This window comes from Burkholderia sp. SIMBA_062 (assembly GCF_046534765.1).
Lineage (GTDB): Bacteria > Pseudomonadota > Gammaproteobacteria > Burkholderiales > Burkholderiaceae > Burkholderia > Burkholderia ambifaria.
The window spans coordinates 50,596-69,301 of the sequence record NZ_JAWRYD010000011.1 but is presented as its reverse complement, the minus strand read 5'-3'; the positions used below and the strand labels follow the sequence as shown (position 1 = coordinate 69,301).

Annotated in this window: 19 protein-coding genes; 10 read left to right on the top strand and 9 right to left on the bottom strand. The window is 66.2% G+C overall.

Going from position 1 to position 18,706, the window contains the following annotated elements:
• Positions 1 to 21 precede the first annotated feature (21 nt).
• Positions 22 to 591: a YqiA/YcfP family alpha/beta fold hydrolase gene (locus SB786_RS14145; RefSeq protein ID WP_410727983.1), complete on the bottom strand. Its 570-nt coding sequence runs from the start codon at positions 589 to 591 to the stop codon at positions 22 to 24.
• A complete protein-coding gene (gene mpl / locus SB786_RS14140; RefSeq protein WP_410727982.1) occupies positions 588 to 1,973 on the bottom strand; it encodes a UDP-N-acetylmuramate:L-alanyl-gamma-D-glutamyl-meso-diaminopimelate ligase in 1,386 nt (461 codons plus the stop codon). Before mpl ends, SB786_RS14145 begins: the two co-directional genes overlap by 4 nt.
• Before the next feature lie 222 nt (positions 1,974 to 2,195).
• On the opposite strand from mpl, the gene SB786_RS14135 reads away from it, so the two are divergent.
• The 10 genes from SB786_RS14135 to SB786_RS14090 all read left to right on the top strand — a co-directional run bounded on the left by SB786_RS14135 (position 2,196) and on the right by SB786_RS14090 (position 10,471).
• A complete protein-coding gene (locus tag SB786_RS14135) occupies positions 2,196 to 2,840 on the top strand; it encodes a UDP-N-acetylmuramate--alanine ligase (RefSeq protein ID WP_410727981.1) in 645 nt (214 codons plus the stop codon).
• 7 nt (positions 2,841 to 2,847) lie between these two features.
• On the top strand, positions 2,848 to 3,402 hold the full coding sequence (locus SB786_RS14130) for a TlpA family protein disulfide reductase (RefSeq protein ID WP_410727980.1): 555 nt from the start codon (positions 2,848 to 2,850) through the stop codon (positions 3,400 to 3,402).
• 194 nt (positions 3,403 to 3,596) lie between these two features.
• On the top strand, positions 3,597 to 4,049 hold the full coding sequence (gene aroQ / locus SB786_RS14125; protein ID WP_089466634.1) for a type II 3-dehydroquinate dehydratase: 453 nt from the start codon (positions 3,597 to 3,599) through the stop codon (positions 4,047 to 4,049).
• A 66-nt stretch (positions 4,050 to 4,115) separates the two neighbouring features.
• Complete coding sequence (gene accB / locus SB786_RS14120; RefSeq protein ID WP_410727979.1) at positions 4,116 to 4,592, top strand: acetyl-CoA carboxylase biotin carboxyl carrier protein; 477 nt, start codon at positions 4,116 to 4,118, stop codon at positions 4,590 to 4,592.
• Between the two features lie 85 nt (positions 4,593 to 4,677).
• The gene (gene accC, locus SB786_RS14115; protein ID WP_410727978.1) at positions 4,678 to 6,045 is read left to right on the top strand and encodes an acetyl-CoA carboxylase biotin carboxylase subunit; all 1,368 of its coding nucleotides are present in this window, start codon (positions 4,678 to 4,680) and stop codon (positions 6,043 to 6,045) included.
• A 2-nt stretch (positions 6,046 to 6,047) separates the two neighbouring features.
• Complete coding sequence (gene prmA, locus SB786_RS14110; RefSeq protein WP_410727977.1) at positions 6,048 to 6,950, top strand: 50S ribosomal protein L11 methyltransferase; 903 nt, start codon at positions 6,048 to 6,050, stop codon at positions 6,948 to 6,950.
• Between the two features lie 45 nt (positions 6,951 to 6,995).
• Positions 6,996 to 8,369 (top strand): DUF3426 domain-containing protein, encoded by a 1,374-nt coding sequence (locus SB786_RS14105; RefSeq protein ID WP_410727976.1) that lies wholly within the window; start codon positions 6,996 to 6,998, stop codon positions 8,367 to 8,369.
• Between the two features lie 72 nt (positions 8,370 to 8,441).
• Positions 8,442 to 8,945, top strand: a complete 504-nt coding sequence (gene tpx, locus SB786_RS14100) for a thiol peroxidase (RefSeq protein WP_410727975.1) — start codon at positions 8,442 to 8,444, stop codon at positions 8,943 to 8,945.
• Positions 8,946 to 9,039: 94 nt separating this feature from the next.
• Positions 9,040 to 9,978 (top strand): carbohydrate kinase family protein, encoded by a 939-nt coding sequence (locus SB786_RS14095; RefSeq protein ID WP_006752248.1) that lies wholly within the window; start codon positions 9,040 to 9,042, stop codon positions 9,976 to 9,978.
• A 19-nt stretch (positions 9,979 to 9,997) separates the two neighbouring features.
• Positions 9,998 to 10,471, top strand: a complete 474-nt coding sequence (locus tag SB786_RS14090; RefSeq protein WP_006752247.1) for a glycine zipper 2TM domain-containing protein — start codon at positions 9,998 to 10,000, stop codon at positions 10,469 to 10,471.
• A 222-nt stretch (positions 10,472 to 10,693) separates the two neighbouring features.
• Here SB786_RS14090 and SB786_RS14085 read toward each other — a convergent pair whose 3' ends face one another.
• From SB786_RS14085 to SB786_RS14055, 7 genes are all read right to left on the bottom strand, one after another.
• Positions 10,694 to 11,359 carry a histone H1-like DNA-binding protein gene (locus SB786_RS14085; RefSeq protein WP_410727974.1) on the bottom strand — a complete coding sequence of 222 codons (666 nt, stop codon included), beginning with the start codon at positions 11,357 to 11,359 and terminating at the stop codon, positions 10,694 to 10,696.
• A gap of 28 nt (positions 11,360 to 11,387) precedes the next feature.
• Positions 11,388 to 11,714 (bottom strand): hypothetical protein, encoded by a 327-nt coding sequence (locus SB786_RS14080; RefSeq protein WP_138848273.1) that lies wholly within the window; start codon positions 11,712 to 11,714, stop codon positions 11,388 to 11,390.
• An 82-nt stretch (positions 11,715 to 11,796) separates the two neighbouring features.
• Complete coding sequence (locus tag SB786_RS14075; RefSeq protein WP_410727973.1) at positions 11,797 to 13,008, bottom strand: ribonucleotide-diphosphate reductase subunit beta; 1,212 nt, start codon at positions 13,006 to 13,008, stop codon at positions 11,797 to 11,799.
• A gap of 359 nt (positions 13,009 to 13,367) precedes the next feature.
• Positions 13,368 to 16,367 carry a ribonucleoside-diphosphate reductase subunit alpha gene (locus tag SB786_RS14070; protein WP_410727972.1) on the bottom strand — a complete coding sequence of 1,000 codons (3,000 nt, stop codon included), beginning with the start codon at positions 16,365 to 16,367 and terminating at the stop codon, positions 13,368 to 13,370.
• Positions 16,368 to 16,820: 453 nt separating this feature from the next.
• Positions 16,821 to 17,411 carry a 1,6-anhydro-N-acetylmuramyl-L-alanine amidase AmpD gene (ampD, locus tag SB786_RS14065; RefSeq protein WP_410727971.1) on the bottom strand — a complete coding sequence of 197 codons (591 nt, stop codon included), beginning with the start codon at positions 17,409 to 17,411 and terminating at the stop codon, positions 16,821 to 16,823.
• Complete coding sequence (locus SB786_RS14060) at positions 17,408 to 17,722, bottom strand: PP0621 family protein (RefSeq protein ID WP_410727970.1); 315 nt, start codon at positions 17,720 to 17,722, stop codon at positions 17,408 to 17,410. Before SB786_RS14060 ends, ampD begins: the two co-directional genes overlap by 4 nt.
• A gap of 13 nt (positions 17,723 to 17,735) precedes the next feature.
• Entirely contained in the window at positions 17,736 to 18,629 is an 894-nt protein-coding gene (locus SB786_RS14055) for an inner membrane protein YpjD (RefSeq protein ID WP_410727969.1), read from the bottom strand.
• Positions 18,630 to 18,706: the final 77 nt, after the last annotated feature.

The window sequence follows — 18,706 nt, the reverse complement described above, 5'->3', positions numbered from 1 at the left end:
TCGATCGGCATGACGCCGGGCTCATGACGTTGTGTCGTCGCAAAAAGCGAGAACGTCGTCGACATAGTCGGCAAATTCGCTGATTCCGTGATCGCTGCCTTCGATCACGCGCGTTTTCGCGCCCGGGTAATGGGCGAGCATCTCGCGGTAGTCCAGCACTTCGTCGCCCGTCGCCGCGAACAGATAGTAGCGCTCGGGCCGCGAAATCGCCGGCACGCGCAGCGCATCGAGCTCGTGCAGGTGACGGCGCTCGACGACGATCGACCCGCCCCCGTGCCACAACGGCTGTTCGCCCAGATAGTGTTCGAGATCGCGTTGCGGCACGATCGCCGGATTCAGCAGCACCGCCTTCCAGCCGTGCTTTTCCGCCAGCCAGGTCGCGTAGTAGCCGCCGAGCGAGCTGCCGATCACCGTCACGTCGCGCGCACCGGCCACCTCGGCTTCCGCCACGGCGATCGCCTCGAGCGGCGACACCGACAGCGACGGGCAGCGCCATTCGTGCGTGCGGCCGAGCTCGGCCATGCGCGCGGCGAGCAGCCGCGACTTCTGCGACGCCGGCGACGACCGGAACCCGTGCAGGTACAGGATCACGCGCGGCTCCCGAGCGCGTCGAGCAGCTTCTGGTGCACGCCGCCGAAGCCGCCGTTGCTCATCACCAGCACGTGGTCGCCCGCACGCGCGGCCTCGACGACCGACTTCACCAGCAGAGGGAGATCGTCGAACGCACGTGCCTTGTCGCCGAGCGGCGCGAGCGCATCGGCGAGGTTCCAGCCGAGCACGTCGCGTCCGGCGGGCGCGCCGTAGCCGAACACCAGATCGGCGTCCGCGAGGCTTGCCGGCAGTTGCGCCTTCATCACGCCGAGCTTCATCGTATTCGAGCGTGGCTCGAGCACTGCGAGAATGCGGGAGTTTTCACGGCCGATGCGCGCACGAAGGCCGGCGATCGTGGTTTCGATCGCGGTCGGATGGTGCGCGAAGTCGTCGTACACGGTCACGCCGTCGATACTGCCGCGCACTTCCATGCGCCGCTTCACGTTGCGGAACGACGCGAGCGATTCGGCGGCCTGCGCGGGCGGCACGCCGACGTGGCGCGCGGCGGCGATCGCCGCGAGCGCGTTCATCCGGTTGTGGTCGCCCTGCACCTGCCACGCGACTGCACCGACGCGCTCGGACTGCGAATACACCGCGAACCGTTCGTCGACCGGCACGCCGTCCTCGGCCGGCAGCGCCTGCCAGCCGCCGTCGACGCCAAAGCGCTCGACCTCGCTCCAGCAGCCGCGAGCGAGCACGCGTTCCAGCGCGTCGGAACGGCCGTTGGTCACGAGCCGGCCGACACCCGGCACGGTACGCACGAGATGATGGAATTGCGTTTCGATCGCGGCGAGATCCGGGAAGATGTCGGCGTGATCGAATTCGAGATTGTTGAGCACCGCGGTGCGCGGCCGGTAGTGGACGAACTTCGAGCGCTTGTCGAAGAACGCCGTATCGTATTCGTCGGCCTCGATCACGAAGAAGCTCGAATCGGTCAGCCGCGCCGACACGCCGAAGTTCAGCGGCACGCCGCCGATGAGGAAGCCCGGGTTCAGGCCGGCATCTTCCAGCAGCCACGCGAGCATCGACGACGTGGTCGTCTTGCCGTGCGTGCCCGCGACCGCCAGCACCCACTTGCCCGCCAGCACGTGCTCACCGAGCCATTGCGGGCCGGACACGTAAGGCAGGCCGCGATCGAGGATCGCCTCCATCAGCGGGTTGCCGCGCGTAACCACGTTGCCGATCACGAACAGGTCGGGTTTCAGGTCGATCTGCTCGGCGCCGTAGCCCTCGATCAGCGTGATGCCCTGCGCCTCGAGCTGCGTGCTCATCGGCGGATAGACGCCTGCGTCGCAACCCGTCACCGTGTGGCCCGCCTCGCGCGCGAGCACGGCAAGACCGCCCATGAAGGTGCCGCAGATGCCAAGAATGTGGATGTGCATAGATGAATGCTTTCGCGCCGCCGGGCGCCGTCGATTCGGAAAGGAAGGTCTGCGGCACGCCGGACGGGCCGCCCGGCCAACGACTTTCGCCGCGACACAAAGACCGCCATTGTAACTGACGCCCCGCCGTGCCCGGCGGCCCGAACGACGGATCGCGGATGCCGCCCGGCACGCAGCGGCACCCCTTCGGGCGCGGCGACGATCGAGTATGATTGCCGGATCATGTCTCGCAAACCTCTTGTCGACCCGCGGCGCGCCCGCGAGGAAATCGCCCAGTCCGCCGCCCGCCTGATCGCGGAGGACGGCCTCGATTACGCCAGCGCGAAGCGCAAGGCCGCGCGCCAGCTGTTCGGCGATACGCGCGTTGCCGGCGAATGGCTGCCGGATAACGACCTGATCGAGGAAGAACTGCGCGAGTACCTCGCCCTGTTCCAGAGCGACACGCAGCCGGACGAACTGCGCCGCCTGCGCGAGCTCGCGCTCGACTGGATGCGCCGGCTCGCCGAGTTCAACCCGTATGTGACGGGCGCGGTGCTGCACGGCACCGCGAACGAACATTCGGACATCCATTTGCAGATATTCACCGACAACCCGAAGGACGTCGCGATCTACCTGCTGAACCAGAACGTTCAGTACGACGTGTCCGAGACGCGACATTTCGCCGGCCGCGCCGACGTCGAGACGCTCAGCTTCCTGTGGCGCCCGCGGCGCGACGTGGACGCGATCGGCATTCATGTCGCGCTCTACGCGAGCGACGACCTGCGCGGCGCGGTCAAGGCCGACGCGCGCGGCCGGGTCGCGCGCGCGGACGCCACCGCATTGCGCGCGCTGCTCGAGGCCAGCAACGCTCCTTCCGAACCGAAATGATCCGACGATGATGATGAAACGCATGTTGGCGCTCGCGGTGGTCGCCGCCGCCGCCGTCGCCGGCGGGCTCGCCGCCGGCCATTGGTTCCGCGGCGGCAGCGCCGATGACGGCGTCGCCGTCGCGGCGCCCGCAGCGCAGGGCAACCCGGCCGACCAGTTGTGGGCCGCGTCGCTGACCGGCGTCGACGGCAAGCCGGCGTCGCTCGCCTCCTTCAAGGGCCAGAAGGTCGTGGTCAATTTCTGGGCGTCGTGGTGCGGCCCGTGCGTCGAGGAGATGCCGGAGCTCGTCGCGCTGTCGCATCAATACAAGCAGAAAGGCATCCGCTTCATCGGGATCGGCGTCGATTCCGACCAGAACGTGAAGAACTTTCTCCAGAAGGTGAAGGTCGACTATCCGGTTTTCGTCAGCGGTTATGCGGGTGCCGATCTGGCCCGCAATTTCGGAAATACGGCCGGCGCGCTGCCGTTTACGGTCGTCATCGACGAAACCGGCAAAGTGCGGGAGACAAAATTAGGACAAATCCAGCCGGCCGAGCTGAGAAGGACCCTCGACGCGTTGTGATCGTCCTGAACGGCCGCCCGCACGTTGGCGGCGATTTGTGCGTCGATCGCCGCAATTTCGCGTGAATTCGCCGATACTTTGCCGTCCCGCCGGTAATTCTTGCAGGTCCGGCGCACCTGGCCGTTCGGCAAAACTAGACAAATTTCTCTAAATAGCGCTAAAGTTCGCGCAATTCCGCAGAAATAGAAGCGACCATGACACGATTGCTGGTGCTGCACGGCCCCAACCTGAACCTTCTCGGCACCCGGGAACCGGAAGTGTACGGCCGCGTCACGCTCGCGCAGATCGATCAGGCGCTTGCCGCGCGGGCGCGGGAAGCCGGCGCCGAGCTGTCGTCGTTCCAGAGCAACCATGAAGGCGCGCTCGTCGACCGCATCCAGGCCGCGCGGGAGGAACAGACCGATTTCATCCTGATCAATCCCGCCGCGTATACGCACACCAGCGTCGCGATCCGGGACGCGATCGCCGGCGTAGGCATTCCGTTCGTCGAGATTCATCTGTCGAACGTGCACCGCCGCGAAGCGTTCAGGCACCACTCCTACTTTTCCGACCAGGCCGAAGGCGTCATCTGCGGGCTCGGCTGGAAAGGTTATCTGTACGCGCTCGAGTACGCGCTGGACAAGCTGCAAGGCGCGTCGCGCGGCTGATTTCGCGATCTAGATTCAGCGCCGGCCCCTAACCGGCGCTTTCACGTATTGAAAGGGGAATTCCCGATGGATCTTCGTAAGCTGAAAACTCTGATCGACCTCGTTTCCGAATCCGGCATCTCCGAGCTGGAAGTCACGGAAGGTGAAGGCAAGGTGCGCATCGTCAAGAACGCGCCGCCGGTCTACGTGCAGCAGACGGCTGGGTTTGCCCCGCAGTTCAGCGCGCCCGCTCCGTCGGCCGCGCTGCCGACCGAAGGCGCCGCCGCGCCGGCCGCTGGCGGCGCGGCAGCCGCACCGGCCGTCCCGCAGGGCCACGTCGTGACGTCGCCGATGGTCGGCACGTTCTATCGCGCCCCGTCGCCGGGCGCCGACCCGTTCGTCCAGGTTGGCGACACGGTCAAGGAAGGCCAGACGATCTGCATCATCGAAGCGATGAAGCTGCTCAACGAGATCGAGTCGGACAAAGCCGGCGTGATCAAGGAAATCCTCGTCGAGAACGGCCAGGCCGTCGAATACGGCCAGCCGCTTTTCGTGATCGGCTAAGCCCGCCGCGCGGCCCTGCCGGCCGCGCGCCGCCGATGCTCGCCAGGCGCCGTTCGCGCGCCCCTCGAAGAGACGAATACTCGCTATGTTTGAAAAAATCCTCATTGCCAACCGCGGTGAAATCGCGCTGCGCATCCAGCGCGCGTGCCGTGAACTCGGCGTCAAGACGGTGGTTGTCTACTCGGAAGCCGACAAGGAAGCCAAGTACGTGCGCCTCGCGGACGAAGCCGTCTGTATCGGTCCCGCCCCGTCGAACCTGAGCTACCTGAACATGCCCGCGCTGATCAGCGCCGCGGAAGTCACCGATGCCGAGGCGATTCACCCCGGCTACGGCTTCCTGTCGGAGAACGCCGATTTCGCGGAGCGGGTCGAGCAGTCGGGCTTCACGTTCATCGGGCCGCGCCCGGAAACGATCCGCATGATGGGTGACAAGGTCACCGCGAAGCAGACGATGATCAAGACCGGCGTGCCGTGCGTGCCGGGCTCGGAAGGCGCGTTGCCGGACGATCCGAAGGAGATCATCAAGATTGCGCGCACGATCGGCTATCCGGTCATCATCAAGGCAGCGGGCGGCGGCGGCGGGCGCGGAATGCGCGTCGTGCACACCGAGGCCGCGCTCGTCAACGCGGTCAACATGACCCGCGAGGAAGCCGGCCGTGCGTTCGGCAACCCGCAGGTGTACATGGAGAAGTTCCTCGAGAACCCGCGCCACATCGAAATCCAGGTGCTGTCGGACGCGCACAAGAACGCGATCTGGCTCGGCGAGCGCGACTGCTCGATGCAGCGCCGTCACCAGAAGGTGATCGAGGAAGCGCCGGCGCCCGGCATTCCGCGCCGCCTGATCGAGCGCATCGGCGACCGCTGTGCGGACGCGTGCAAGAAGATGGGCTACCTCGGCGCGGGCACGTTCGAATTCCTGTACGAGAACAACGAGTTCTACTTCATCGAGATGAACACGCGCGTGCAGGTCGAGCACCCGGTGTCCGAGATGATCACGGGCGTCGACATCGTGCAGGAACAGATCCGCATCGCGGCCGGCGAGAAGATCGCGCTGCGCCAGCGCGACATCCAGTTCCGCGGACATGCGATCGAATGCCGGATCAACGCGGAAGATCCGTTCAAGTTCACGCCGTCGCCGGGCCGGATCACGTCGTGGCATACGCCGGGCGGCCCCGGCGTGCGCGTCGACTCGCATGCATACAATGGCTATTTCGTGCCGCCGAACTATGATTCGATGATCGGCAAGGTGATCACCTACGGCGCGACACGCGATCAGGCGATCCGCCGGATGCGCATCGCGCTGTCGGAAATGGTCGTCGAAGGCATCCACACGAACATCCCGCTGCACCGCGAGCTGATGATCGACTCGAAGTTCGTCGAAGGCGGCACCAGCATCCACTACCTCGAACACCGGCTCGCCCAGAAGCAGCAGGTCGCACCGGAAGAAGCGTAAGCATGAGCTATCGCGAACTCGTCGTCGAACTGGCCCGTGAGCATGCGGAGGCCCTGTCCGACGCGCTGCTCGAACTCGGCGCGTTGTCGGTGTCCGTCGAAGACGCCGACGCCGACACGCCCGACGAACAGCCGCTCTTCGGCGAGCCGGGCCTGGTTCCCGATCGCACCGCGTGGCAGCACTCGCGCGTGATCGCGCTGCTGTCGCCCGACCACGAGCCGGCCGTGCTGCTCGCGGCGGCCGTGAACGAAATCGGCGTCGCCGAGGCGCCGAAGTTCGACGTGCGCGAAGTCGAGGAACAGGACTGGGTGCGGCTCACGCAGTCGCAATTCGAGCCGATTCCGATCGGCGAGCGAATCTGGGTCGTGCCGTCGTGGCACGACGCGCCGGACCCCGACGCTCTGATCCTCGAACTCGACCCCGGTCTCGCGTTCGGCACCGGCAGCCACCCGACCACGCGCCTCTGCATGGAATGGCTCGAACAGTCGGTGAAGCCCGGCCAGTCGGTACTCGATTACGGCTGCGGCTCAGGCATTCTCGCGATCCTTGCGCGCAAATGCGGGGCGAACCCCGTGGTGGGCATCGACATCGATCCGCAGGCGGTCGAGTCGGCGCGGCAGAACAGCGAACGCAACCATGCGGAAGTCACGTACGGGCTGCCCGACGCGTGCCCGGCCGACGAATTCGACATCGTCGTCGCGAACATCCTGTCGAACCCGCTGAAGCTGATGGCGTCGATGCTCGCATCGAAGGTGAAACCGGGCGGGCGCATCGCGCTGTCGGGCGTGCTCGCGCGCCAGGCGGACGAAGTCGCGGCCGTCTATGCGCGCTACGTCGACATCTCGGTCTGGCGCGAACACGAAGGTTGGGTATGCCTCGCCGGAACCCGGCGCGAAAGCCATTAGAATAGCGCTGTCCTTCACTCTGGCCAGCAGGCCGCCCGGCTCGACATGCTTCTTGCGACGCGCTGCCCTCATTGCGAAACCGTCTTCCGGCTGCAGCAGGAACAGCTCTCGCTGCACGACGGGCTCGTGCGCTGCGGACACTGCCAGCAGGTCTTCAACGCCTCGCAGTCACTCGTACCCGATCCGGCGCGGCAGCCCGACCCGGCACTGACCGAAGCGGCACCGGCCGGGCCGGACGCCGCCGCCCCGCAACACGACGCCGCCCCCCCGCGGCTCTTCGCCACCGACGCGCTGGTCGAGCCGGCGTCCCATCTCGACTACAGGCCGGAAGGCTGGGACATGTGGGCGCCGTGGCTCGACGCCGGCGTCGATCCATCCTTGCAGCACACCGGAGAGACCGTGCGCGCCGAGCCGCTGGTGCCGCTCGCGCTGCCGGCCATGGAAGCCGGTGTCGTGCACCTTTCCGGCACGCCCGCACCGACGGTCTCCGCCCCCGCCGAGCTGCACGCCGCGGTCGCGGAACCGGCCGAACCGGATGCGACGCTGCCGGAAACCGACGCTTCGTCGCTCGCCGCGCCAACTGCCGAGCCCGACCTGCGCGAACCGCGCTTCGTCGCGCACACGCCATCGGCCGAGCAAGCCGCAGCGGAGCCCGCCGAACCGATGGGCAACGCGCACTTCGCGGTGCCCGACGACGAGCACGCACCGCGCGAACCGCGCTTCGCGTTCAGGCCGGCGCAAGCCGTATCCGAACCCGAATCCGCACCCGACACCAACACCGACGAACGCGCGGCCGCACCGACCGCGGCCGCCAGCGAACCGGCCGCCCAACCGGCCGCCCAACCGGTCGTACCCTTCCCCGCCGCACTGACCAATGACGACCGCCCGCATTTCGCCGTGACGCGCGAGACGCGGGAGACGGGCGCGCCGCAGCGACGCGGAATGCTCGGCGGCTTTTTCGGCGGGCTCGTCGCCGCGGCGCTCGCGGTGCTGCTCGTCGCGCAGCTCGCGTGGTGGCAGCGCGAAACCGTGATGATCTACTGGCCCGTCACGCAGGGCTGGTTCCGGCAGGCGTGCGCGCCGCTCGGCTGCAAGCTCACGCCGCCGCGCGCGATCGACGGCCTGCGGCTCGACGCGACCGACCTGCGCCAGATCGACGGCCCGCGCACGCTCGAGCTGAAGGTGCCGCTGACGAACCGCTACCGCGTCGCACTCGCCTACCCGTCGCTCGAACTGACGCTGCTCGACGACACGAATCACGTGACCGTGCGCCGCGTGCTCGCGCCGCGCGACTACGTGCGCCCGGGCACGCCGATCGACGCCGGGCTGCCGCCCGGCACGACACAGACGATGTTCGTCCGTCTCGACACGAACGGCACGCCCGCCTCGAATTTCCGCGTCCAGATCTTCTATCCGTGACGCCTCGCGGCGCGCGCATGCGCGCCGTCTCAACCCGCGCGCCGCAGCGACGCGCTATTTCGGAGCACGAACATGAGCAAAGTTACGCTGGGTGGCAACCCGATCGATCTCGCCGGCACGTTCCCGGCCGTCGGCTCGCAAGCCCCCGACTTCAAGCTGGTCGGCAAGGACCTCGCCGATCTGTCGCTCGCCAGCTTCGCCGGCAAGCGCAAGGTGCTGAACATCGTCCCGAGCCTCGACACGCCGACCTGCGCGACGTCGACCCGCAAGTTCAACGAAGCCGCGTCGTCGCTCGACAACACGGTCGTGGTCGTCGTGTCCGGCGACCTGCCGTTCGCCGCCACGCGCTTTTGCACGACCGAAGGCCTCGCGAACGTCGTGACGGCTTCGACGTTCCGCGGCGGCCGCGCATTCGCGAACACCTACGGCGTCGACGTGACGAGCGGCCCGCTGAACGGCCTGACGGCCCGCGCGGTCGTCGTGCTCGACACCCAGGACAAGGTGATCCACGCGCAACTCGTCGACGAGATCAAGGACGAGCCGAACTACGACGCAGCGCTCGCCGCACTGAAGTAATCCGCTGCCACCCGACCTGCCGCGCGAGGCCGGACGGCCTGTGCGCACCGGTCGGGTAGCCCGCTCCCCTTTGCTCTCTACAGGAACGCACGCCTTGACTACGCTGATTTGCGGCTCGCTCGCCTACGACAACATCATGACCTTCGAAGGCCGGTTTCGCGAGCACATCCTGCCCGACCAGGTTCACCTTCTGAACGTGAGCTTCCTCGTGCCGACGATGCGTCGCGAATTCGGCGGTTGCGCGGGGAACATCGCTTACGCGCTGCACATGCTCGGCGGCGACGCGCGCATCATGGCGACGGTCGGCGCGAACGACGCCGATCGCTATCTCGAGCGTCTCGACAGCCTCGGCCTGTCGAAGGCCAGCGTGCGCGTGGTGCCCGAAACGCACACCGCGCAGGCAATGATCACGACCGATCTCGACAACAACCAGATCACCGCATTCCACCCGGGCGCGATGATGGTGTCGCACCTGAACCGCGCGGACGAAGTGGCGGGCGTGAAGCTCGGCATCGTCGCGCCGGACGGCTTCGACGGGATGGTCCAGCACGCCGAGCAATTCGCGAAGGCCGGCGTCCCGTTCATCTTCGATCCGGGCCAGGGCCTGCCGCTGTTCGACGGTGCGACGCTGCGCCGCATCATTGAACTCGCGACCTTCGTCGCGGTCAACGACTACGAGGGCAAGCTCGTCAGCGACAAGACGGGCTGGTCCGAACAGGAAATCGCCAGCCGGGTTCAGGCGCTGATCATCACGCGCGGCGAGCACGGCTCGACCATTCTTCACAAAAACGGCGAAGAACAGATTCCGGTCGTGCAAGCAGAACGTGTCGTGGATCCGACCGGCTGCGGCGACGCCTTCCGGGGCGGCCTGCTGTACGGCATCGAGAACGGCCTCGACTGGGCAACCACGGGCCGCCTCGCGAGCCTGATGGGCTCGATCAAGATCGCCCACCAGGGGCCCCAGACTTACGCACTGACGCGCGCCGAAATCGACGCGCGCTTCGAGGCTGCCTTCGGTTACAGTCTCAAATGAATATTGTGGGAGAGCAAAGATGTTGACCAAAAAAACCCTCACGCTCGCGGCCATGCTGACGGCCACGCTCACGCTCGCCGGCTGCTTCACGGCGCCGGGCTCGGCGGATGTCTATAGCGTCGGCCAGGCGCAGCGCGAGCAGACCGTCCGCATGGGCACGGTCGAAAGCGTCCGTGCGGTGCGCATCCAGTCCGACGGCGGCGGCAGCGCGATCGGCACGCTCGGCGGCGGTGCGCTCGGCGCGGTCGCGGGCAGCGCGATCGGCGGCGGCAAAGGCTCGATCCTGACGGCCATCGCGGGCGGCCTCGTCGGCGCCGTCGCGGGCAACGCGGTCGGCGAAAACCTCGGCACGGCGAACGGTGTCGAAATCACCGTGCGCCTCGATAACGGCGACCTGCGCTCGATCACGCAGGCGGCAAGCGGCGAAATGTTCCGCGCCGGCGAGCGTGTGCGACTGCTGTCGAGCGGCGGCGTCACGCGCGTCACGCACTAACGAGCATCCTCAGCACGCGGCGCAAGCCGCGGTCGAACGCATGTGCGAAGCTGCACATGCGTTTTTTTTCGTCCGCCATTCGCTGCCGGCCGCGGGTCGGCACTTCGATGAATACGGACGAAAAAAATCCCGCCACCTGAGCCAGATGGCGGGATCGATTGAGTAGCGCTACTCAACCCACGGACACCGCATGAGTGTCCGGGTGGTACTGGCCAGCCGCGATTACGGACGGCTGCCGGTCGGGAACGGCCATGCCGCTGCCGGGTTGAGCGCGGTCTTCACGCCCGATGCCGGCGCAACCGATGCGGTCGACGCGGTGGTTGCCGGTGCAGCCTTCTTCACGACGGCCTTCTTCGGAGCAGCAGCCTTCTTCGCCGGGGCAGCAGCCTTCGGTGCGGCAGCCTTCTTCGCAGGGGCAGCCTTCTTGGCAGGCGCAGCCTTCTTCGCAGCGGCCTTCTTCGCAGGCGCAGCCTTCTTGGCGGCAGCCTTCTTCGCCGGCGCGGCCTTCTTCGCGGCAGCCTTCTTCGCCGGTGCGGCCTTCTTCGCTGCAGCCTTCTTCGCCGGTGCGGCCTTCTTCGCGGCAACCTTCTTCGCAGCGGCCTTCTTCGCCGGCGCGGCCTTCTTCGCGGCAACCTTCTTCACTGCGACTTTCTTAGCAGCGACCTTCTTGGCTGCAACCTTCTTCGTTGCGACCTTCTTGGCTGCAACCTTCTTCGCAGCGGCCTTCTTCGCCGGTGCTGCCTTCTTCGCGGCAACCTTCTTCACCGCGACCTTCTTGGCAGCAACCTTCTTCACCGCGGCGGCCTTCTTGGCCGGAGCAGCCTTCTTCGCAACGGTCTTCTTGGCAGCAGCTTTCTTCGCAGCCGGTTTTTTCTTGGCAGTAGCCATGTTGTTCTCCTTCAGGTTCAGATGAGAGTCAGTTCAAACTACACCCTTCGTCAAAACCCGCTTCCCGCGGACGCTGTTCAGCACGTGCGCTTCGAAGCGGGCTATTCATCGGCGTACGCGGATACCGCGCGCTTACGCTAATGAATACGGTATGGCGCGCGTGACCCCATGGCCTCGCGCGCCAAATCAAGTCGGTAGCCGGCGCACCTCGCGCCGCCACCCCTAATCGCTTGATCAAGCGGACCGCCACACGGCCGTCCGCTTTTTCCGGAGGGAAGTTTGCCCATCCCACTGAAGGGTTCGCAAAGTGCCGATCATGTCGTTGGGCCGTTAAGGCACCGGGCATGCTTTGCATCAGGCGTTCTTGCTCCTAAACCTTGGGCCGGGGCCGAGAGGCCGCCGGCTGCTCCATCATGTGACGAGTTCGCTGCTGCGGGTTATTCCCAGGACAGCGCGCCACCCGTCTGATACTCGATCACACGCGTCTCGAAGAAGTTGCGTTCCTTCTTCAGGTCGATCATCTCGCTCATCCACGGGAACGGGTTTTCCTCGTTCGGATACAGCGGGTCGAGGCCGATCTGCTGGCAACGGCGGTTGCTGATGAAGCGCAGATAGCTCTTGAACATCGACGCGTTCAGACCCAGCACGCCGCGCGGCATCGTGTCCTCGGCGTAGCGGTATTCGAGTTCGACAGCCTGCTTGAACAGCTCGCGGATCTCGGCGCGGAATTCCGCGGTCCAGAGATGCGGGTTCTCGAGCTTGATCTGATTGATCAGGTCGATGCCGAAATTGCAGTGCATCGACTCGTCGCGCAGGATGTACTGATATTGCTCTGCAGCACCCGTCATCTTGTTCTGGCGGCCGAGCGCGAGGATCTGCGTGAAGCCCACATAGAAGAACAGGCCTTCCATGATGCAGGCGAACACGATCAGCGACTTCAGCAGCTTCTGATCCGCTTCGAGCGTGCCGGTCTTGAAGGCCGGATCCGTCAGCGTGTGGATGAACGGGATCAGGAATTCGTCCTTCGCGCGGATCGACGCGACCTCGTGGTACGCGTTGAAGATCTCGCCTTCGTCGAGACCGAGCGATTCGACAATGTATTGATACGCGTGCGTGTGGATCGCCTCTTCGAACGCCTGGCGCAGCAGGAACTGCCGGCACTCGGGCGCCGTGATGTGGCGGTACGTGCCGAGCACGATGTTGTTCGCGGCGAGCGAATCGGCCGTCACGAAGAAGCCGAGGTTGCGCTTGACGATGCGGCGCTCGTCCTCGGTCAGACCGTTCGGGTCCTTCCACAGTGCGATGTCGCGGGACATGTTGATTTCCTGCGGCATCCAGTGGTTCGCGCAACCGGCCAGATACTTTTCCCACGCCCACTTGTACTTGAACGGCACCAGCTGATTGACGTCAGTCTGGCCGTTGATGATGCGCTTGTCCGCAACGTTGACCCGCGCTTCCGAACCGCCAGCGGGAACAGCCGATGCTTGCGGCGGCACCGCGAGATCGCCTTCGAAAATGTCGCGGACCTGATGGGCGGCAGGCGCTGCCGCCTGCGTTCCGACGGCCATCCCTGCGGAGGTGCGCAACGCGTTCTGCTGCGCTCCGCTCGCGGGGGTTACGGCAGTCTTCTCGTCATCCCAGTTGAGCATAAATTCTCACCATCAATTTAGAACGGTTTGTACCATCTTTTCCTGAGCGATAAAAGGGTTCGCTCACGAAAAATCCTTTTTTCGATTCGCGTTGCGACCTCGATACAACACTTTGAGCAACGCATCGTCGTTCATGCAGAGCGCGACGCGTGTCGCACATGTATCGCGAGGTGCGCTCGACGCATCGAACGCTGATCGAAACGCGACGTCGTCGGGGATGTTTCGATCGCTCGTCACTGCCTGCAACGCGAATGCCGCGTTACAGATTCCTTATCATTTTTTTAGTTGAGAGCGGCGCACACTTCAACCTCCATCGGTTGTCGTGCGCGCCGCACGAACCTTAGTTCATACGCGCTGCGTTACTGGCAGGCTTCGCACTCGTCGAAACCCGCATCGCCCGGACGCATCGTGCATACCGGACCGTCTGCTTCGACCGGCGCCAGCGCCGCTGCCGCATTGACCGCGCCCGACGATGCATCGCCGCCTGCCGCACCGAAGCCGCCTGCCGCGCCTTGCGCGCCGCCGCTGCCCGAGCCGCCCGCACCGCCCGTCGGCACCGCGTTCAGCGCGCCGTGCGCGACCGTCGACTTCTCGACGTGCGTCGCCGCCATCGTGCGGAGGTAGTAGGTCGTCTTCAGACCGCGCAACCACGCGAGCTTGTAGACCTCGTCGAGCTTCTTGCCCGATGCGCCGCCCATGTAGATGTTCAGCGACTGCGCCTGGTCGATCCACTTCTGGCGACGCGATGCCGCCTCGACCAGCCACGTCGGGTCGAGTTCGAACGCGGTCGCGTAGATCGCGCGGAGGTCAGCCGGGATGCGGTCGATGCGCGACAGCATGCCGTCGAAGTACTTCAGGTCGGCGACCATCACTTCGTCCCACAGGCCGCGTTCCTTCAGGTCGCGAACGAGGTACTCGTTGACCACCGTGAACTCGCCCGACAGGTTCGACTTCACGTACAGGTTCTGGAAGGTCGGCTCGATGCACGCCGACACGCCGATGATGTTCGAGATCGTCGCCGTCGGCGCGATCGCGACGCAGTTCGAGTTGCGCATGCCGTGTGCCGCGATCCGCGAGCGCAGCGTGGTCCAGTCGAGCGACTCCGACGTGTCGACCTCGACGTAGCCGCCGCGTGCTTCCGCCAGCAGCTTCAGCGTGTCCTGCGGGAGGATGCCGCGATCCCACAGCGAGCCGCGGTAGCTCGAGTAGCGGCCGCGTTCCTCGGCCAGCTCGGTCGACGCGTAGTACGCGTAGTAGCAGACCGCTTCCATCGAACGATCGGCGAACTCGACCGCCGCTTCTGACGCGTACGGCGTGCGCAGCAGGTGCAGGCAGTCCTGGAAACCCATGATGCCCATGCCGACCGGACGGTGCTTCAGGTTCGAGTTACGCGCCTTCGGCACCGCGTAGTAATTGATGTCGATCACGTTGTCGAGCATGCGCATCGCGACGCTGATCGTGCGCTTGAGCTTGTCGTGGTCGAGCGTGTAGCTGCCGTCGGCCTGCTTCACCAGGTGGGCGACGAGGTTCACCGAGCCCAGGTTGCACACCGCGATTTCGGTGTCGCTCGTGTTCAGCGTGATTTCCGTGCACAGGTTCGACGAATGGACGACGCCGACGTGCTGCTGCGGCGAACGCACGTTGCACGGATCCTTGAACGTGATCCACGGGTGGCCCGTTTCGAACAGCATGCCGAGCATCTTGCGCCAGAGTTGCTGCGCCGGGATCTTCTTGAACAGCTTGATCTCGCCGCGCGCGACCTTGTCTTCGTAAGCCGTGTAAGCCGCCTCGAACTCCGCGCCGAACTTGTCGTGCAGGTCCGGGCAGGTCGACGGCGAGAACAGCGTCCAGTCGGTGCCTTCCATCACGCGCTTCATGAACAGGTCGGGAATCCAGTTCGCCGTGTTCATGTCGTGCGTGCGGCGGCGATCGTCGCCGGTGTTCTTGCGCAGCTCGAGGAATTCCTCGATGTCGAGGTGCCACGATTCGAGGTACGCGCACACCGCGCCCTTGCGCTTGCCGCCCTGGTTGACCGCGACGGCCGTATCGTTGACGACCTTCAGGAACGGCACCACGCCTTGCGACTTGCCGTTCGTGCCCTTGATATGCGAGCCGAGCGCACGCACGCGGGTCCAGTCGTTGCCGAGACCGCCGGCGAACTTCGACAGCAGCGCGTTTTCCTTCAGCGCTTCATAGATGCCGTCGAGGTCGTCCGCGACCGTCGTCAGGTAGCACGACGACAGCTGCGAGCGGTGCGTGCCCGAGTTGAACAGCGTCGGCGTCGAGCTCATGAAGTCGAAGCTCGACAGCACGTTGTAGAACTCGATCGCGCGCGTTTCGCGGTCGATCTCGTTCAGCGACAGGCCCATCGCGACGCGCATGAAGAATGCCTGCGGCATTTCGATGCGGGCGCCTTCGACGTGCAGGAAGTAGCGGTCGTACAGCGTCTGCAGGCCGAGGTAGCCGAACTGCAGGTCGCGGTTCGCGTCGAGCGCTTCGCCGAGACGCTTCAGGTCGAACTGCAGCAGCTTGTCGTCGAGCAGGCCGGCATCGACGCCGCGCTTCAGGAACTGCGGGAAGTATTCCGTGTAGCGGGTCGACATCTCGGCCTGGAGCACTTCCTCGCCGAGGATCTCGCGGCGGATCGTGTGCAGCAGGATGCGGGCGGTGACCTGGCTGTACGCCGGGTCCTTTTCGATCATCGTGCGCGCCGCGAGGATCGCCGAGTCGTAGACCTGGCTCATCGGCACGCCGTCGTACAGGTTCTTCACCGTCTCCGCGACGATCGGCTCAGGGTTAACCGCAGCGCCGAGACCGGCGCATGCCGACACGATCAGCTCGCGCAGCGCGTTCATGTCGAGCGGGCGCGTGACGCCGTTGTCGACGACGTTGATGCCCGCGCTCGCCTCGCCGCCCGCTGCCGCCGCTTCTTCGCCCGCATGCTGGCGCTCGAGGTGGCGCTTCTCGCGATACAGCACGTACGCACGCGCGACGTTGTGCTCGCCGCCGCGCATCAGCGCGAGTTCGACCTGGTCCTGGATGTCTTCGATATGGAACGTACCGCCGTTCGGGCGGCTGCGCACGAGCGCGCGCACGACGCTGTGCGTGAGCTGCTCGACCTGCTCGCGCACGCGCGCCGATGCCGCGCCCTGCCCGCCGTTGACGGCCAGGAAAGCCTTGGTCACCGCGATCGCGATCTTCGAAGGCTCGAACGACACCACGCTGCCGTTGCGGCGGATCACCTTGTAGTCGGCGAACGTGGCCTGCGGCGCGAGCGCCTTCGCGCCCTGTTCGGTCCCGCCGAGCGGACGGCTCGAGGCGCTCTCGTACTGGGACGTCGCGTTGTCGGTGGTTTGCATGTGCAAAGCTCCTGGTGTTGGATGGTGCGGAGAGAACCGCGGATTAAAACGAACGCTGCGCAATGGGGCGCGCGAGCGGTAAGAGGCGAGCGATGCGTCGGGGAAGCCGGTGCGGTCGATGCGCGACAACCGAGCCGGTCGTGTGCTTCGTCATGTGTACCCTGCCCCGTCGAAGTTCGCTGCGCTTGATCGCGACGCCCGGACCGCCCGGCCCTGGCGCGCCGCCCTGAGAACCCTGTCCGCCGGCGTTGGCCGCCGGCCGGTGCCGCTCGGGTTTCCCCTGCGACACACACTATATCTAGTACAGAACTGCTAAACTGGCACCAAGTATAGTGGACATTCGGAGGACGTCCAAACGGATAATTTGCGATAGAGGTCTTGACATCGCTCACGCGCAGACACGGCAAGGCATTGGTCGGAGAAAAAACTTTCTCCGCTCAAAAAACCCCGCGCTCAGTGCTGACGGAAAGGAAAGTATTCGGCCGAAAAGCCGGCATCGCCTGCGAAGCGTTGCCAATCGAAATGCGGGCCCGGGTCGGTCTTGCGGCCCGGCGCGACGTCCGAATGCCCGGCCACCGCATCGATCGGGTAGCGCGCGGCGAGCGTGCGGGCGAGCACGCCGAGCGTCGCGTACTGCGCGGGGTCGAACGGCACGTCGTCCGCGCCCTCGAGCTCGATGCCGATCGAGAAGTCGTTGCAGCGCGGCCGGCCGAAGAACGCCGACGAGCCCGCATGCCATGCGCGCTCGTCGCACGACACGAACTGCACGAGTTCGCCGTCGCGGCGGATCAGGAAGTGCGCGGACACGCGCACGCCGCGCAGGTGGCTCTGGTAATAGGGATGCGCATCGCAATCGAGGCGGTTCAGGAACAGCGACTCGATCGCGTCCCCGCCGAACTCGCCGGGCGGCAGGCTGATGTTGTGCACGACGACCAGCGTCGGCACCGCGCCCGCGGGCCGCGCCTCGAAATTCGGCGACGGCGCGTGGCGCGCTTCGCGCACCCAGCCGTGTGCGTCGACCGACAGCGGCGCTGCGTCGCTCATCGCGCGTCGCGGCCGCTCGCGCGTGCGCCGTGGCGCTGCGCATGCTCGGTGCTGCAGAAGTATTCGCCGCCGGCGGCGACGGCGTCGCCCTTGGGCGCATGCACGCCGCATTCGGCACAGCGCACCATCGGTTCGGGCAGCGCGCGCGTGCCGCCGTTCGGGCGTGCCGCGCCCGCGCCGCCGTGACCGGGCGCGTCGGAGCCGTCACCGCGGCCGGTGCGCGCCTGCGCTTGCTCCTGGGCGTGGCGCAGCTTGCGCGCGAGCCACGAGCCCGCGAAGAAAAGAAGAATCAGGAGAAGAATCTGTCGCATCGGAAACCTGCGTTCAAACCACGGAGCGGTGCAGCAGCACCTCGAAAACGAACCGGCTGCCGACATACGCGAGCAGCAGCGCCGCAAACGACACGAGCACCCAGCGCGCGGCGCCGCGCCCGCGCCAGCCCGACGTCTTGCGGGCGACCAGCAGGCCGCCGAACATCAGCCACGACAGCACCGCGAACACGGTCTTGTGATCGAGCCGCAGCGCGCGTGCATCGACCTGCTCACTGAACAGGATCCCCGATGCGAGCGTCAGCGTCAGCAGCACGAAGCCGGCGCCGATCAGGCGGAACAGCAGCTTCTCCAGCGTGAGCAACGGCGGCAGGGTTTCGAGCCAGCTCGCGATCCAGCCGGTCGAGCCGTCGCGCCCGCCGCTCCTGAGCGACTGCAGGCGCCGCTCGACCATCAGCATCAGGACCGCGTGCAGCGCGGCGATCGCAAAGAGGCCGTACGCGATGTTCGCGATCAGGAAGTGCATCTTGAACAGCGGCGCCGCGGCATAAGGCAGCACCCGCACGCCGCCGAACACGAGCGGCAGCAGCGACGCGCCGCACGCGAGCGGCAGCACCAGCAGGCGCAGGCTGTCGAGCGGGAAGAAGAAGCTCTCGATCCAGTAGATGCCGGCGCCGAGCCAGAACATCGCGGACAGCGCGAACGCGAACCCGAAGATCATCGCGTCGTGCGGGAAGATCGTCATGTGCAGCAGCACGCCGTGCGCGACGAGCGCCGCGAACAGCAGCGCGCGGCCGGCCGCGCTCATCCCCGACGCGGCGGACGCCGGAACCGGCACGGCCGGCACGCTCGCGACGAGCGGCGTCGCGCCCTGGCGGTGCGTGCGCCACCCTGCGACGGAGAGGCCGCCGTACAGGAATGCGGTGAGGGCATACAGTACAATATCCATGTTCGAAGTTTACACTAGGCCCCCTTCCCGCGACGGCTCCCTTTGTTCGGTTCCGTTGCGCCTTCGGGCCCCACTGT

Excerpts from the sequence above, each read along its gene's own strand:
- mpl (WP_410727982.1), bottom strand. The coding sequence starts at position 1,973 with ATGCACATCCACATTCTTGGCATCTGCGGCACCTTCATGGGCGGTCTT.
- SB786_RS14135 (WP_410727981.1), top strand. The coding sequence starts at position 2,196 with ATGTCTCGCAAACCTCTTGTCGACCCGCGGCGCGCCCGCGAGGAAATC.
- SB786_RS14130 (WP_410727980.1), top strand. The coding sequence starts at position 2,848 with ATGATGATGAAACGCATGTTGGCGCTCGCGGTGGTCGCCGCCGCCGCC.
- aroQ (WP_089466634.1), top strand. The coding sequence starts at position 3,597 with ATGACACGATTGCTGGTGCTGCACGGCCCCAACCTGAACCTTCTCGGC.
- accB (WP_410727979.1), top strand. The coding sequence starts at position 4,116 with ATGGATCTTCGTAAGCTGAAAACTCTGATCGACCTCGTTTCCGAATCC.
- accC (WP_410727978.1), top strand. The coding sequence starts at position 4,678 with ATGTTTGAAAAAATCCTCATTGCCAACCGCGGTGAAATCGCGCTGCGC.
- prmA (WP_410727977.1), top strand. The coding sequence starts at position 6,048 with ATGAGCTATCGCGAACTCGTCGTCGAACTGGCCCGTGAGCATGCGGAG.
- SB786_RS14105 (WP_410727976.1), top strand. The coding sequence starts at position 6,996 with ATGCTTCTTGCGACGCGCTGCCCTCATTGCGAAACCGTCTTCCGGCTG.
- tpx (WP_410727975.1), top strand. The coding sequence starts at position 8,442 with ATGAGCAAAGTTACGCTGGGTGGCAACCCGATCGATCTCGCCGGCACG.
- SB786_RS14090 (WP_006752247.1), top strand. The coding sequence starts at position 9,998 with ATGTTGACCAAAAAAACCCTCACGCTCGCGGCCATGCTGACGGCCACG.
- SB786_RS14085 (WP_410727974.1), bottom strand. The coding sequence starts at position 11,359 with ATGGCTACTGCCAAGAAAAAACCGGCTGCGAAGAAAGCTGCTGCCAAG.
- SB786_RS14080 (WP_138848273.1), bottom strand. The coding sequence starts at position 11,714 with ATGCAAAGCATGCCCGGTGCCTTAACGGCCCAACGACATGATCGGCAC.
- SB786_RS14075 (WP_410727973.1), bottom strand. The coding sequence starts at position 13,008 with ATGCTCAACTGGGATGACGAGAAGACTGCCGTAACCCCCGCGAGCGGA.
- SB786_RS14070 (WP_410727972.1), bottom strand. The coding sequence starts at position 16,367 with ATGCAAACCACCGACAACGCGACGTCCCAGTACGAGAGCGCCTCGAGC.
- ampD (WP_410727971.1), bottom strand. The coding sequence starts at position 17,411 with ATGAGCGACGCAGCGCCGCTGTCGGTCGACGCACACGGCTGGGTGCGC.
- SB786_RS14060 (WP_410727970.1), bottom strand. The coding sequence starts at position 17,722 with ATGCGACAGATTCTTCTCCTGATTCTTCTTTTCTTCGCGGGCTCGTGG.
- SB786_RS14055 (WP_410727969.1), bottom strand. The coding sequence starts at position 18,629 with ATGGATATTGTACTGTATGCCCTCACCGCATTCCTGTACGGCGGCCTC.